Origin of the sequence: Zoogloea ramigera (assembly GCF_006539865.1) — a bacterium.
GTDB classification, from domain to species: domain Bacteria; phylum Pseudomonadota; class Gammaproteobacteria; order Burkholderiales; family Rhodocyclaceae; genus Zoogloea; species Zoogloea ramigera.
This window is the reverse complement of the sequence record NZ_BJNV01000031.1, coordinates 1-13,817: the sequence shown is the minus strand read 5'-3', so window position 1 is coordinate 13,817 and position 13,817 is coordinate 1. Positions and strand designations below refer to the sequence as shown.

9 protein-coding genes are annotated in these 13,817 nt (G+C 70.0%); 5 read left to right on the top strand and 4 right to left on the bottom strand.

Going from position 1 to position 13,817, the window contains the following annotated elements:
• Nucleotides 1-132: 132 nt before the first annotated feature.
• From ZRA01_RS10170 to ZRA01_RS10160, 3 genes are all read left to right on the top strand, one after another.
• Nucleotides 133-1,152: a zinc-dependent alcohol dehydrogenase family protein gene (locus tag ZRA01_RS10170; protein ID WP_246093616.1), complete on the top strand. Its 1,020-nt coding sequence runs from the start codon at nucleotides 133-135 to the stop codon at nucleotides 1,150-1,152.
• Between the two features lie 211 nt (nucleotides 1,153-1,363).
• Nucleotides 1,364-1,924: a retropepsin-like aspartic protease family protein gene (locus ZRA01_RS10165; protein ID WP_141351784.1), complete on the top strand. Its 561-nt coding sequence runs from the start codon at nucleotides 1,364-1,366 to the stop codon at nucleotides 1,922-1,924.
• A 229-nt stretch (nucleotides 1,925-2,153) separates the two neighbouring features.
• Nucleotides 2,154-2,693, top strand: coding sequence for a hemerythrin domain-containing protein (locus ZRA01_RS10160; protein ID WP_141351782.1), 540 nt, complete (start codon nucleotides 2,154-2,156; stop codon nucleotides 2,691-2,693).
• Nucleotides 2,694-2,826: 133 nt separating this feature from the next.
• Here ZRA01_RS10160 and ZRA01_RS10155 read toward each other — a convergent pair whose 3' ends face one another.
• From ZRA01_RS10155 to ZRA01_RS10140, 4 genes are all read right to left on the bottom strand, one after another.
• Nucleotides 2,827-4,830, bottom strand: a complete 2,004-nt coding sequence (locus ZRA01_RS10155) for an acyl CoA:acetate/3-ketoacid CoA transferase (protein WP_141351780.1) — start codon at nucleotides 4,828-4,830, stop codon at nucleotides 2,827-2,829.
• A gap of 172 nt (nucleotides 4,831-5,002) precedes the next feature.
• The gene (locus ZRA01_RS10150; RefSeq protein ID WP_141351778.1) at nucleotides 5,003-6,427 is read right to left on the bottom strand and encodes an esterase-like activity of phytase family protein; all 1,425 of its coding nucleotides are present in this window, start codon (nucleotides 6,425-6,427) and stop codon (nucleotides 5,003-5,005) included.
• Between the two features lie 224 nt (nucleotides 6,428-6,651).
• Complete coding sequence (locus ZRA01_RS10145; protein WP_141351776.1) at nucleotides 6,652-7,209, bottom strand: OmpA family protein; 558 nt, start codon at nucleotides 7,207-7,209, stop codon at nucleotides 6,652-6,654.
• A gap of 120 nt (nucleotides 7,210-7,329) precedes the next feature.
• Complete coding sequence (locus ZRA01_RS10140) at nucleotides 7,330-8,703, bottom strand: caspase family protein (RefSeq protein ID WP_141351775.1); 1,374 nt, start codon at nucleotides 8,701-8,703, stop codon at nucleotides 7,330-7,332.
• A gap of 147 nt (nucleotides 8,704-8,850) precedes the next feature.
• Between ZRA01_RS10140 and ZRA01_RS10135 the strand changes: the two genes are divergently transcribed.
• Nucleotides 8,851-10,554, top strand: coding sequence for a ShlB/FhaC/HecB family hemolysin secretion/activation protein (locus tag ZRA01_RS10135; RefSeq protein ID WP_141351773.1), 1,704 nt, complete (start codon nucleotides 8,851-8,853; stop codon nucleotides 10,552-10,554).
• 55 nt (nucleotides 10,555-10,609) lie between these two features.
• A partial coding sequence (locus ZRA01_RS10130) for a filamentous hemagglutinin N-terminal domain-containing protein (RefSeq protein ID WP_170182937.1) occupies nucleotides 10,610-13,817 on the top strand: 3,208 nt, incomplete at its 3' end.

The following is a 13,817-nucleotide window of genomic DNA, read 5'->3' as shown; positions in this document are numbered from 1 at the left end:
CGATGGCGGGTTGGTGCCGCGATGCCTTCATTCTAGCCGCGCAGGCGGGCCCGGCGGCGCGCCTTCGCCGACGATGCGCTATCCTCGAAACGCGGCGCCGACGCTGCACACCGACCACAAGGGAGCCCTGCCATGACCGCCTCCATCCCCGAAACCATGCGCGCGATGGTGCTCCACCGCCCCGGCGAGGCGCTGCGCCTGGAGCGCCGGCCGGTGCCGCGCCCCGGCCGTGGCCAGGTGCTGCTGCGGGTGGAGGCCTGCGGCGTGTGCCGCACCGACCTGCACCTGATCGACGGCGAGCTGCCCGAGCCGCGGCTGCCGGTGATCCCCGGCCACGAGATCGTCGGCCGCGTCGCGGCCTTGGGCGAGGGCGTCGGCGGCTTCGCGCCAGGCCAGCGCATCGGCGTGCCCTGGCTGGGGTGGACCTGCGGCCACTGCCGCTACTGCACCAGCGACCGCGAGAACCTGTGCGACGAAGCCCGCTTCACCGGCTACCAGATCGACGGCGGCTACGCCGACTACACGCTGGCGGATGCCCGCTACTGCTTTCCGCTGGCCGAGACCACGGTTCAGGCCACCGAGCAGGCCCCGCTGCTGTGCGCCGGCCTCATCGGCTACCGGGCGCTGCGCCTGGCGGGCGGCGCGGAGCGGGTCGGCATCTATGGTTTCGGTGCCGCGGCGCACATCGTGGCCCAGGTGGTCCGCCACCAGGGCCACCGCTTCTACGCCTTCACCCGGCCGGGGGATGTGGACAGCCAGGCCTTTGCCCGCCAGCTTGGCGCGGCCTGGGCCGGCGAGGCGGGCCAGGCGCCGCCCGAGGCCCTCGACGCGGCGCTCATCTTCGCCCCCTCCGGCCCGCTGGTGCCGGCAGCGCTGAAGCAGCTCGAAAAGGGCGGGCGGCTGGTGTGTGCCGGCATCCACATGAGCGACATCCCGGGCTTTCCGTATGCCGACCTGTGGGGCGAGCGCAGCATCCGCTCGGTGGCCAACCTCACGCGGCAGGACGGCATCGAGTTCCTCGACCTCGCGCCGCGCATCCCGGTCAGCACCTCGGTGACGGTCTTCCCCCTCGAAGAGGCCAACGCCGCCCTGGCGCAGCTGCGGCGGGGCGCGCTGCAGGGGGCTGCGGTGCTGGAAATGGACGGGGCCTGAATGCCGCATCGCGCTAGAGGCCTGCCCAGGCCCCGCGGCGGGCTTGTCGAGCTGCTGCGCAGCCGGCGACGCCCGGCGCGGCGTGCCAGGCAGCGCTGCCGGCGGCTTGCCGAATGGGCCATGCTGTGGGTAGATAGCAGGCCGGGCTGGACGCCCTCGCCGTGATTTACGCAGCAGGCCGCGCCCCACCACCCCTTTCCGGAAACTCAGAATGTTCGATTCCCCCTCACCCCGTGGCCGCTCCGGCGGCTGGATCCTGCCGGCGCTGTTCTGGACCGGCCTCATCGTGCTGGGCACCGTCGTGGCGAGCTGGTGGTTGAGCTCGAGCCGCGGCAGCAAGGCCCTCGAGGTGATGGACGGCGACACGCTGGAGCTGCGCCTCGGGCGGGGCGGCCACTACGAGGTCGGGGGCGCGGTGGCGGCGGTTCCTGTGCGTTTCCTCGTCGATACGGGGGCCACCCTGACCTCCATCCCCCAGGCGTTGGGCGAGCGGATCGGCATTCGCGCCTGTCCGGCCATCGGCTTCGACCTGAGCCGTGACAGCGAGCCGGGCTGTTGCCGCCCGGAGGTGTTCCGCACCGCCAACGGCACGGCCGAGGGTTGCGTCGCGCGGGTGCCGTCGATCCGCTTCGGGGCCTTCGAGCTGCGCAACCCGCGGGTGGCGGTGATGCCCGGCATGGACGGGCAGGCCCTGCTGGGGATGGATGTGCTCCGGCACTTCAGCCTGGTGCAGGAGGGCGGCCGCCTCAGGATCTCGCGGGCGGGCCGTTAGCCCGGCGTGGCATCCCGCGGCGAGCCGATTTGCGGCGGGCAGACACGGAGTCGGCGGCGGGGTTACACTAGCAATGCGATAAGGAAATGACGGGACAACCTGCCAACCCTCGGCTTGCGTGTCCGGGTTTGAGCGTGCTCAAACCACGGCCTTTCCGGTTCGCATAGGCTGCAATCTCGACAAGAGCGCAAGATCGCTCAATCCCTCGCCAAAATAAAAGGAGAACCCTATGTCTTCGTCGAACATCAATCTTGAGTCGGCTCCGCTCGACAATTTTTCCGAATGCCACTCCGGGATCGTTCGCCACCTGAACGATCTCGACAGCCTGGTGCCGCTGCTCGAACCGGCCCGCCAGGCCCATCGGCTCGCCGCCGAGGCGGTGCGCTTCTTCCGTGCCTCGATCTTCGAGCACCACAACGAGGAAGAGAAGGATCTGTTCCCGGCCGTCATCGCCAACGCCAACGCCGGCGAGGAGCGCAACAAGGCCCAGGAGGCGGTCGATCGCCTGGTCCGTGAGCATCGTCACCTCGAGTCGGTGTGGTCCAAGCTCGAGCCCCAGCTCGACGCCATCGCCCACGGCGGCGCCGGCGAGGTGGATGTCGAGGCGATCAAGCTGCTGGTCGGCAACTACCAGGCCCACGCCAAGTACGAGGAAGACGTCTTCCTGCCGCTGGCCAAGGCCGTCCTGAGCCGCCAGGGCGAGCACATGGCCGCGCTGGGCCTGCGCATCCACATGCGCCACACCCCGCTGCAGGTCACCCCGTTCTGATGTCCTGAGCGGGCCTGGCCCGCACGCAGGAACACCGCCGACGCGGTGGCTGGGCTTTTCTGCCCGCCACCGCGTTTTTGTTTTTCCAGGTGCGCTTTGCGGCTGCCTGGCTGGGGCGCCGCGGTGCCGTGGGTCAGGCCTTGCCCAGGCTCCCCTGGGCTTCGTCGGCGTTTTCATAGAGGCGGGGCGGGATCTGGTGCTTTTCCATCGCCTCGCCGAGCTTCATGCGCAGGAAGGTGTTGGCGGTGTAGCGGGTCACGTCGTGGTAGTGGCGCTCCATGATGTCCTTGACCATCGCGATGTAGTCGTCCACCAGCTCGGGGACGATGGAGAAGCGGTCGTAATTGACCACCGCGTTCACCTTGTGGCCGATCGGTGCGAGGCGCGTCTCGACGCCTTCGCGGATGCGCTCCACGTCGGCCAGGCTGCGTACCGCGAGGCCGCTGAAATCGACGAAGAACAGGTTCTGCGCGGGGTCGTGGGAGAGCCGCTCGGCGAGCGGCCGTTCGAGCATGCTGGCGCGCAGGTGCATCGGCCCGTCGGCGAAGATGCGGGCGTCCATCAGCCGGGGTGCGCCGTGGATGATGGGGGCGAAGTCCATCTTGTCGAGGATGTCCTTCTGCAGGTCGACGCCGGGGGCGATCTCGGTGAGCTCGAGGCCGTCGGCGGTGAGCCGGAAGACGCAGCGCTCGGTGACGTAGAGCACCTGCTTGCCCCACTTGCTGGCCTGCGGGCCGCTGAAGGTGCGGTGCTCGACCTCCTCGACGAACTTGCGGGCCTGGCCGTCCTGGAGGATGGCCAGCTGGCCTTCGCGTACCGCCACCTCCAGGTTGCCCGCCGTGAAGGTGCCCACAAAGACGACCTTCTTGGCGTTCTGGGAGATGTTGATGAAGCCGCCGGCGCCGGCCAGCCGCGGGCCGAACCTGGAGACGTTGAGGTTGCCCAGGCGGTCGGCCTGGGCCAGGCCGAGGATGGCGAGATCCAGCCCGCCACCGTCGTAGAAGTCGAACTGGCTGGGCTGGTCGATGATGGCCTGGGCGTTGGTGGCTGCGCCGAAGCTGAGGCCACCGGCCGGCACGCCGCCGATCACGCCAGGCTCGGCGGTGAGGGTCATGAGGTCGATGATCTGCTCCTCGGCGGCCACGTTGCCGACGCCCTCGGGCATGCCGATGCCGAGGTTCACCACCACGTTGGCGGTGAGCTCCAGCGCGGCGCGGCGGGCGATGATCTTGCGCTCACTCATCGGCATCGGGGCGATCGCCGACATGGGCACCTTGATCTCGCCGGCGTAGGCCGGGCTGTACTGCTCGACGAAGGTCTGCATGTGGTACTCGGGCTTCTCGGCGACCACCACGCAATCAACCAGCACGCCGGGGATCTTCACCTGGCGCGGGTTGAGGGTGCCGCGCTCGGCGACGCGCTCCACCTGCACGATGACGAGGCCCCCCGAGTTGCGGGCCGCCATGGCGATGGCCTGGGCCTCCAGCGTCAGGGCCTCCTTCTCCATCGTGATGTTGCCGTCCGGGTCGGCGGTGGTGCCGCGGATGATGCCCACGTTGATCGGGAAGGCCTTGTAGAACAGGTACTCCTCGCCGTCGATCTCCATCAGGCGGACCAGCTCGCGGGTGGTCATCTCGTTGAGCTTGCCGCCGCCGAAGCGCGGGTCGACGTAGGTGCCCAGGCCGACCCGGGTGATGGTGCCGGGCTTGCCGGCGGCGATGTCGCGGAACAGGTGGGTGATGACGCCCTGGGGCAGGTTGTAGGCCTCGATGCGGTTGCTCACCGCCAGCTGCTGCAGTTTGGGCACCAGGCCCCAGTGCCCGCCGATCACCCGGCCGACCAGCCCGTCGTGGCCCAGGTGGTTGAGCCCGCGCTCCTTGCCGTCGCCCTGGCCGGCGGCGTAGACGAGGGTCAGGTTGCGCGGGCTGCCGAGGCCCTGCTGGTCGGCCTGTTCGCCCTCGACGAAGCGGTTCTCGAGGGCGATCGCGATGTTCTCGGGGAAGCCGATCCCGACGAAGCCGCCGGTGGCGACGGTGTCGCCGTCCTTGATCAGGCGCACGGCTTCGCGGGCGGAGACGATCTTGCCGGTATCGGAAGCCAGCAGTGATTCGGCGATCGGGTGACGGGACTGGGGCATGGCGGGTCTCCTCGGCATTTTTATAGGCGGCGGGCGCTGCATTCCGGGGGAGTATTCGGAGATTCGTGCGGCTTGGCAAGGGTGCCGGTGCAGCGCGGGGCGCGGGCCCGGATACGACGCCCTGAAACGAAAAGGCCCCTCGCAGGGAGGGGCCGTCGCCAGGTGTTACCGCTTACTGCCGGCGTCGGCGCAGGCCCGCCAGGCCGGCCAGGCCCAGGCCGATCAGCGCGAAGCTGCCGGGCTCGGGGATCGGCGCGACGTAGTCGCCCAGTTCGGCCGCGCTGAGGGTGTAGGCGTGCAGTACGCCGGGCAGCAGGCGGTAGCTGCCGTCGCCGGGCACCGTGGTGTCGGCGCCGGTGCAGCCGGTGGTCTGGCCCAGCGGGCACTGGATGGCGCTGAGGTAGGGGTCGGCGTCGGTGAAGCGGAAGTACACGTCGAACTGCTCGCCGGTGCCGTTCTGCGTCACGCTGTAGTCGTTGTCGGTGCCGGCCAGCAGCAGGTAGTCGCCGTTGGCGAGGTGCGGGCCGATGGCGAGGCCTTCCCACTTCTCGGGCGACTTGTTGCCCAGCGAGGCGAGGGTGTTGGCGTCGAGGTCGAGCACCCGGGCCGACTTGCTCACCGGCGTGTAGGCGGCGCCGGGGGCGTCGAGGTCGATGGCGCTCACGTCGGTGGCGCCGCTGAGGTCGATGCGGTAGACCTCCTTGTCGGCGGTGGCCAGGGTGGCGCCGACGCCGACGCCGCGGTTGTTGCGTTCGAGCACGTAGAACTCGTGGTCGTTGATCGCCACCAGCGCCGAGATGCCCTGGCCCTGGCCGCTGCGCTTCATCGAATAGGCGTACTGGCCGACGGCCTGGCCGGTGGCGGTGTCGAACTTGACGATGCGGTTGATCGAGCCGTTGCCGCCGCCCTCGTCGAGCATCGCGCTCTGCAGCATCGCAAAGGCGTACTTGCCGTCCGGGCTGATGGCCAGGCCCTCGAAGCCGCGGTTGGTGCGCTTGCCGGCGCTGTTGCCGGCGTCGCTGGCGAAGTTGGGGGTGCCCGCCGCGTCGCGCGGGACGAGATTGTCGGGGGTGGTGTAGGTGCGCAGGAGCTCGCCGCTGCGGCTGAACTCGCGCACCGACGGGCCGTATTCGTCGGACACCAGGAAGGTGCCGGTCTTCGGGTTGATCACCAGGCCTTCCGGGTCGAAGGCGAGGCCGATGTTGCTGGCCGGGCTGGGGGCGATGCCGTTGAGGGGCGCGCCGGCGCTCTTGAAGATCACCGTCTCGGCGCTCTTGAAGATCACCGTCTCGGCGATCTGGAAGTTGCCGATGGCGCCGGTGGCTGCGTCGATGTCGAGGGTGAAGCGCTGCACCCGGGTGGCGTAGTCGAGGGTGCCGCCGCCGGGGCCGCGGTCGGACAGGCCCCACCACTCGTTGCGCTGGCTGTCGTAGTAGATGTCGGAGAAGAAGCCGACCCGGCCGTTGTTGGCGTCGCTGCCGCCGGAGAGGTCGAGCATCGCGCCGTCGAGGGCGAGGCCATTGACGAAGGAGGGGGCGGCTTGGGCGGCGCCGGAGAGCAGGATTGCGAGGGCGGCGGCGAGGGGGCGAATTGGCATGTCACGGCATCCAGATGAAGGGTCGCGGGGGAGTCGGGGGATCTCCGGTTTCTCAGTGCGCGGGCAGCTGAGGGGGCGACACCATTAAATGGCAGGAATGTTTCCTGTTCGTGAATGCGCTGCGAATTTCTGGCGGCTTGCGGCCGCCGGAAACAAAAACCTCGGCTGGGCCACAGGGCTGCGCCGGGGCTGGGCGGGGGGGCCGCCGCGCGGGCGGCCTGGGCTCAGTTGGACGGCTTGGTGGTGATCTCGACCCGCCGGTTGGCGGCGCTGGCCGGGTTCTGCTTGTCCTTGAGCTGCTGCGGGCCGACGCCGATGGCGCCGACGAAGGACGGCGAGATGCCGAACTCACGGATGAAATACTGCCGCACCGATTCGGCCCGCCGCTGGGAGAGGCGCATGTTGAGCGCCCGCGACCCGGTGATGTCGGTGTGCCCCACGAACACCACCTTGTTGCCGGAGGCCTCGTTGCGCTTGAGCACCGGGCCGAAGCCGGCCAGCATGCTGCGTGCGGCGGCGCTGAGCTCGGACGAGTTGGTGCCGAAGGAGATGCTGGCGGGCAGCGAGAAGACCTTGCGCGGCACGATCTGGCCGCAGGTGAAGCCGGCCTTGGCAGCCTCGGCGCAGTCGGCGGCCGTCGGTGATTTGGGGAAGAGGCCGCTCTCGATGGCCTCGGGCGCGAGGCTGTCGTTGATCTCGATGACCTCGCTGCGGTTGTCGGCGGCAAACGCCGTCCCGAAAAGCAGACAGGCGGATGCCAGCACTAGGGATTTGATCGTCATGATAGGCCTCTGAGACTGTTCGATGTCGAAACGCGCCAGGCATGATCACCCGCCCTACGCCCTCGATTCCAGTATATACACGCCGACTTGGGTTTGGCGACCCGGCGGGGCTGCGCGGGCTCAGCAGTTTTCCCATTTGCGCGAACCGCACAGGCCCTTGGGCGGCACGTAGCCCAGCCGGATCGCCTCGGGGCCGAAGAACTCGGCGTCCGGGTCGCCCTTTTCGGCCAGATTGCGGTACAGGGTGTAGCAGGCGATGGCGTTGCCCAGCAGGGCCGAGTAGCGCAGCCATTGCTCGGCGCGCTGGGGGTTGACGGCCACGCCGTTGCTGCCCTGGGCGTACATGTCGGAGACCCGGCTGGCGGCGTCCTTGTCGCCCCGCACGGCCTTGCGGATGTCCTCCAGGTAGCGCGGGTCGCCGGTGCTGCGGAAGGCGCTGGCAGAGAGCCGCACGAAGCGGCTGGAGAGTGCCTTGAGGGCATCCTCGGCGCCGGCCAGGGCCACCCGCACCTGGGTGTCGTAGCGGCTCCGGGGGTAGGCTTCGAGGAAGGCCGTGGCCGCCTTGCTTACCTCGGCCGGGGCCAGGGCGTCGGCCAGGCGGGCGTAGGCGGCATCCTCGAGGGAAGGCGCCCCGTCCGGCACCCGCTCGCTGCCCAGGCGGAAGACGCCGGTCTGGCCGGCGGTCATGTGGGGGCGCTGGGCGAGCTTGCGCACGATGGCGACCGGGTGGGTGCTCATCGTCTTCTCGACCCGCAGGCGGGTGAGCTCGAAGATGTCGGTGATCGGCGTGGCGTCGTCGATGCCGTTGAGCACGCGCACCAGCTCGCCGGTGTAGAAGCTGTTCTGGGCGGGGTCGCTGGGCGACAGCGAGACCTGCCCGGCGCTCGCCGAGAAGGCCACGATGCAGCCTTGCGGCGCGCTGGAATAGTTGAAGGAGCCGGTTTTGTCGATCGGCTCGGCGCTGTCACGGCAGGCGTCGATCACCGCCACCCCGAGCCCCGGGTAGCGCTGCGGAAAGGCCTTCAGCACTTCCTCCTGGAGGTTGATCGACCGCTCCCGGGCCTTCGGGTCGTCGATGGCGATGCCCGAGGGCAGCAGGTAGTTGCGCCCCTCGACCTGCATGCCGTGGCCGCAGAAGTAGATCAGGCCGATGGTCTGGCCGTCGTTCGGCAGGGCAGCCAGGCGCTGGCCGAAGTGGGCGATGGCGTCCCTGAAGCGGGGCAGCTCGAGGTCGTTCTCGACGCTGACCTCGAAGCCCTGGCGGCGCAGCGCCGCTTCGAGGTCGCGGCCGTTCTTGCGCGCCGGCTGGATGTTCTTGCCGTCCGGGTAGCTGCCGCAGCAGATCAGCAGCGCGAGGCGCCGGCCGTCGGCTGCGGCGGTGGCGAAGGGGGCGGGCAGGGCGGCTGCGCCGATCAGCAGGCCGCCCTGCAGCAGGAACTGCCGGCGTGACCGGGAGGTGGGGCGAGGGCGGCGTGGGGTGGGGGATGCAGGCATTGGCGGTGACCGAGCGAAGGGGCTGGGCGGAGCATCAGCCGTACTTATACTGCATTTGCGGCCAGGCTTCGAGATTCAATTTGCAATGGCGGCGTTTTATCCCTAGTCTTGCACAGGACAGGTTCCCATACCCTCGAAGGTGACAGGATGAGCGCTCGTTTCCCGTTTGGTCGGCGACAGGCTTCATGGCCCTTTGTGCTGCTTTGTTGCGCAGCGCTGCCCGGCGGGGCGTTCGCGCAGCAGGATGCCGGCCAGATCCTGCGCCAGATCGAGGGTACTCCCGCGCCGCCCAAACTGCAGGACGCGCCCGTCATCGACCAGCGGCCGGCGCTCCGCCGGGAGATCTCCGACGTGCCCGACTTGGTGGTCGACATCACCGCCTTCAGGCTCGTCGGGGTGCCGGAGGCCGAGCAGCCCGCCATCCTCGACAAGCTCGTCGAGCGCAGGGGCGCCGGCAAGACCTTCCAGGACATCCTCGATGCGGCCGGGTTGGTGCGGGCCCACCTCAACGGCCGGGGTTACCTGCTGGCCCAGGCCTATGTGCCAGAGCAGCGCCTCCAGGGCGGGGTGGTCGAGATCGCGGTGCTGATGGGTGAGCTCGGCAGGGTCGAGCTCAACTTCGACCCCGCCACGCCGGTCGATCGCAGCCGGGTCGAGGCCTACCTGGCGCGCCTGCAGCCGGGGGCCGTGCTGCACACCGGCGACCTGGAGCGGGTGCTGTTCCTCCTCAACGACATGCACGGGGTGCGTGCCGTGTCCACCATCCGGCCCGGCAGCAGCCCGGGCACCGCCGACCTGCTGGTCGAGGTGAAGCCGGACAAAACCCTGAGCGGCAACGTCCAGCTCGACAACATGGGCTCCCGCTACACCGGCGTGCAGCGGGCGCAGGGCGGCGTGGTGGTCGGCTCGCCCCTCGGGCAGGGGGATTCCCTCTCCCTGCGGGGGATCTTCAGCCAGGACAGCGGGATCAACTTCGGCTCTGTGAGCTATGTGCTGCCGGTGGGATCGGACGGCTGGCGGGTGGGGGCGTCGTTCTCCAACCTCAACTACAAGCTGCTCACCCGCACCGGCGTGCCGCCGCACACCGGCGAGGCCTCCGATGCGCTGCTGTTTGCGCTCTACCCGCTGGTGCGCTCGCGCAACTTCAATGTCTTCGTGCAGGCGGGCTACGACCACAAGACCTTCGTCGATACGCCGGCGGCGGGGGCCGAGGTGCATCGCCGCTCCGATTCGGCGCTGGTCACCCTCTCCGGCGACCTCCGCGACCGCTTTCTGGGGGGCGGCATCAACAGCTTCTCGCTGGCCTACACCCACGGTTCCGTCGACAACCCGACGGCGGTGCAAGGGACGCCCCAGGGCCTGTTCCGGCGGATCAACCCCTTCTACGCCCGGCTGCAGACCATCGGCCAGACCGGCTGGCTGGTCTTCCTGCGCTATGCCGGGCAGTTCACCGTCGATCGCCTCGACAGCAGCGAGAAGTTCAGCCTGGGCGGGCCGACCGGCGTGCGGGCCTTCCCGGTGGGCGAGGCGCCGGCCGACCGGGCCCACCTTGTGAGCGCCGAGCTGCGCTATGCCTTCCCCAGCCGCGAGGGCGGGCTGCCCGGGGCGCTGGTGGGGACACTGTTCATGGATTGGGGGCACGCCCGCCTCGACCGCGACCCGTCGGCGGGCAACGGGGTGTTCGACAAGAACAACCGCATCCTGTCTGGGGTGGGGGTGGGGCTCAACTGGGCCACCGCCGCGTCCTGGTCGGCCCAGGCCAGCCTGGCCTGGCGGGTCCAGGGTGACCTGGTCAATGACAAGCTGGACCAGCGCCCACGGGCCTACGCCCAGATCACGCATTACTTCTGATTTCCGCGCGGCTGCGGCCGCCCTGCCTGCATCCGGCCAGATGAAAGGAAACGTCATGGTCACCCCGCTGCGCCACGCTCCGCTGTCGGCATCCACCCGGGCCTGTTTCCGAACCGGCCTGCGCCCCCTCGTGGCGGCGCTCCTGCTGGCCCTGGGCCCGCGGGCCTTCGCCCTGCCCACCGACCCGACGGTCGTTGCGGGGCAGGCGGTGGTTCGCGGCGCCGGCGGCAACAGCCTGGTGATCGACCAGGCCAGCGGCAAGGCGGCGATCGACTGGCGCAGCTTCAACATCGGGGCCGGCGAGGCGGTGCGCTTCAACCAGCCCTCGGCAGCGGCGATGACGGTCAACCGGGTGACGTCCAACAACCCGTCCGAGATCCTCGGCCTCATCAGCGCGCCGGGCACGGTGTTCCTGATCAACCCCACGGGCATCATCTTCGGCCGCACGGCGGTGGTGGACGTGGGCAGCCTGGTGGCCAGCACCCTCAGCGCCAGCACGGCCGACCTGCTCTCGGGGCGCGCGGTGTTCAACGCCGCGCCGGGCGGCTCGGGGGCGGTGCGCAACGCGGGCTCGATCATCTCTGCGCCGGGCGGCAGCGTGTCGCTGATCGGCACCCAGGTGAGCAACTCGGGCAGCATCGCTACCCCGGGCGGCACCACCGGGCTGATCGCCGGTGAGCGGGTCAGCGTGGATTTCGAGGGCGACGGGCTGGTGCGCTACCAGGTTGATGTCGGCGCGGCCCGGGCGCTGGTCGAACAGAGCGGGCAGATCAGCGCCGATGGCGGGCGGGTGGCGCTCCAGGCCGGCGCACGGGATGCGCTGGTGGATACCGTGCTCAACGTGGATGGCGTGGTGCGGGCGCGCGGCATCAGCCAGCGTGGCGGCGAGATCTACCTGGATGGCGGCGCCCACGGCAGCGTGATGGTGAGTGGCATGCTGGATGCGTCCGGCACCGCGCCGGGCACGGCGGGCGGCCAGCTGCGGGTGCTGGGCGAGAACGTCGGGCTGATCGGCGGCGCCCGCCTCGACGCCTCGGGCGATGCCGGCGGCGGCAGCGTGCTGGTGGGCGGCAACTACCAGGGCAGCGGCCCCGAGCACAACGCGACGCGGGCCTTCGTGGGCAGCGGCGTGACGATCAACGCCGACGCGCTCAGCCGCGGCGACGGTGGCCGGGTGATCACCTGGGCCGACGACTGGACGCGCTTCTACGGCACGATCAGCGCTCGCGGCGGTGCGGTCGGCGGCGACGGCGGCTTCGTCGAGGTGTCGGGCAAGCAGAACCTGGCCTTTGCCGGCAGCGTGGTGACCAGCGCGCCGCGGGGGCGGACGGGGACGCTGCTGCTGGACCCGGGTGATCTGTATGTCGGCGCCAATCCGGGCGGGGGCATTCAGCCTGCGATAGATACTGACGGCACGGCGGGTTTCTTGTTCGAGGCGAACGGCGGGCCGCTGCTCCGTCGTGATTTTTACGTTCTTGCCAGCAGTCTGTCGTCGGACTCGAAGTACGTCCTGAGAGCTCAGGACAACGTGATCTTCAACGCCGATGTCGCCTTCGGCACGACGGGCGGTGATGCGGCGAAGTTTGTGTCGGTCGAGGCCGGCGAGGCGATCAGATCGGAGCCTGGCGTCACCTCCATCTCCACCGCCGGCGGGGCCTTGAGCCTCAACGCCGGCACCACCATCGACATCGGCGCTGCCATCAACACGAATGGCGGTGTGCTGACCATTAACAGCGCGGGCGCAGCGGCTCTCTCCGGGGGCGTCACCGGCGTCGGCTCCTCGTTGGTCAAGCAGGGGGCGGGCGAGCTGTCCCTGTCCGGCAGCAACACCTACTCGGGCGGGACGATCATCCGCGTCGGCACGCTCAGGACAGCGGCGGCATCCGCCCTACCAGAGGGCGGGGCGGTGAGTCTCGAGGGCTCGGCGGTGCTGAATCTCGATGACAAGACCCAGGGCATCGGCAATCTGTCGGGGGCGAGCGGGACGCGCATCGCGCTGGGCGCCGCCGGCACCGGCGGGCTGGCGGTGAACCAGACCAGTGACGACACCTTTGCCGGCCAGATCACCGGCAGCGGCCCCGCCTCGGGTACGGCTGCGCTGAGCAAGACCGGGGCGGGCGTGTTGACGCTCTCCGGGGCGAACAGCTTCACGGGCCTCACCCAGGTCTCTGAAGGCGCGCTGAGGGTGACCGCCTCGAACGCCCTTGCCGCCGCATCGAGCCTGGAGGTCACCGGCACAGGCACCTTCGAGATCGACGGGGTGGCCCTTAATTCGCTTGCCTCACTTACCCTCACCGGCGGCCTCGCGGGCCTCGAGACCCTCGCGGGCCGCGGCACGGCGTCCTACGGCGGCACGGTCACGATGGTCGGCCACGCCAGGATGGAGACGGCCGGGGCGTCGGACACGCTCACGCTCGGCGGCCAGATCGACGGCCGTACGGACGTCCCGACGAGCGCCGCACCGATCCTGCAGAAGGTCGGCGGCGGCGTCCTGGTCCTCGATGGAACCGGCAGCCTGTTCTACCCCCAGATCCTGGCGGGTACGCTCAGGGCCACGAGCGATGGCGTGTTGCCTAACACCGAGACCCTGGTGGGGCCCGGCGCGACCCTGGATATCGCCAACACCACCCAGAGCATCGCACACCTGAGCGGGGGCGATGCGGCGTCGCGGGTGCTCCTGGGCGCCTCGGGCCAACTGACGGTGAATCAGGGTCTCGAGAACGCCTATGCCGGCTCCATCAGCGGCGGCGCCGCGAGCGTGTTCGCCAAGGCCGGCAACGCAACGCTGCACCTGTCCGGCGCCAGCCCGGATTATTTCGGCGTGACCCGGGTCCAGGCCGGCACCCTTTCGGTGAGCGGCAGCGGCAATGTACTGGGCAGTGGCGGGGTGGAGGTGTCGGACGGCGCTACGCTCGACATCGACGCCGTGAACCTCGGCGTCACGTCCCTTCAGCTGACGGGGAGCGGGGTGGGTGGCAGCGGTGCGCTCACGGGGGCGGGCGCCGCGCGCTACGACGGCACGGTCTCCCTCAACGATCCGGGGCCGGTTGTCCTGGGGGTGGCGGACGGTGGCTACCTGACGCTCGGTGGACCGCTTTCCGGCGGGGTGGCGATGAGCGTGGTCAAGCAGGGCCTCGGCACGCTGGGCCTTCGCGACAGCGCCGGCTTTGGCGGTGGCACCACGATCGCTGCCGGTACGCTGGTCGCGCAGCACGCCAGTGCGCTCGGCGGCGGCGGGGTGCTCGTCAACGACGGGGCGTCGT

What these genes read in the sequence shown, in the direction of transcription:
- ZRA01_RS10170 (WP_246093616.1), top strand. Translation starts at nt 133, where the DNA reads ATGACCGCCTCCATCCCCGAAACCATGCGCGCGATGGTGCTCCACCGC.
- ZRA01_RS10165 (WP_141351784.1), top strand. Translation starts at nt 1,364, where the DNA reads ATGTTCGATTCCCCCTCACCCCGTGGCCGCTCCGGCGGCTGGATCCTG.
- ZRA01_RS10160 (WP_141351782.1), top strand. Translation starts at nt 2,154, where the DNA reads ATGTCTTCGTCGAACATCAATCTTGAGTCGGCTCCGCTCGACAATTTT.
- ZRA01_RS10155 (WP_141351780.1), bottom strand. Translation starts at nt 4,830, where the DNA reads ATGCCCCAGTCCCGTCACCCGATCGCCGAATCACTGCTGGCTTCCGAT.
- ZRA01_RS10150 (WP_141351778.1), bottom strand. Translation starts at nt 6,427, where the DNA reads ATGCCAATTCGCCCCCTCGCCGCCGCCCTCGCAATCCTGCTCTCCGGC.
- ZRA01_RS10145 (WP_141351776.1), bottom strand. Translation starts at nt 7,209, where the DNA reads ATGACGATCAAATCCCTAGTGCTGGCATCCGCCTGTCTGCTTTTCGGG.
- ZRA01_RS10140 (WP_141351775.1), bottom strand. Translation starts at nt 8,703, where the DNA reads ATGCCTGCATCCCCCACCCCACGCCGCCCTCGCCCCACCTCCCGGTCA.
- ZRA01_RS10135 (WP_141351773.1), top strand. Translation starts at nt 8,851, where the DNA reads ATGAGCGCTCGTTTCCCGTTTGGTCGGCGACAGGCTTCATGGCCCTTT.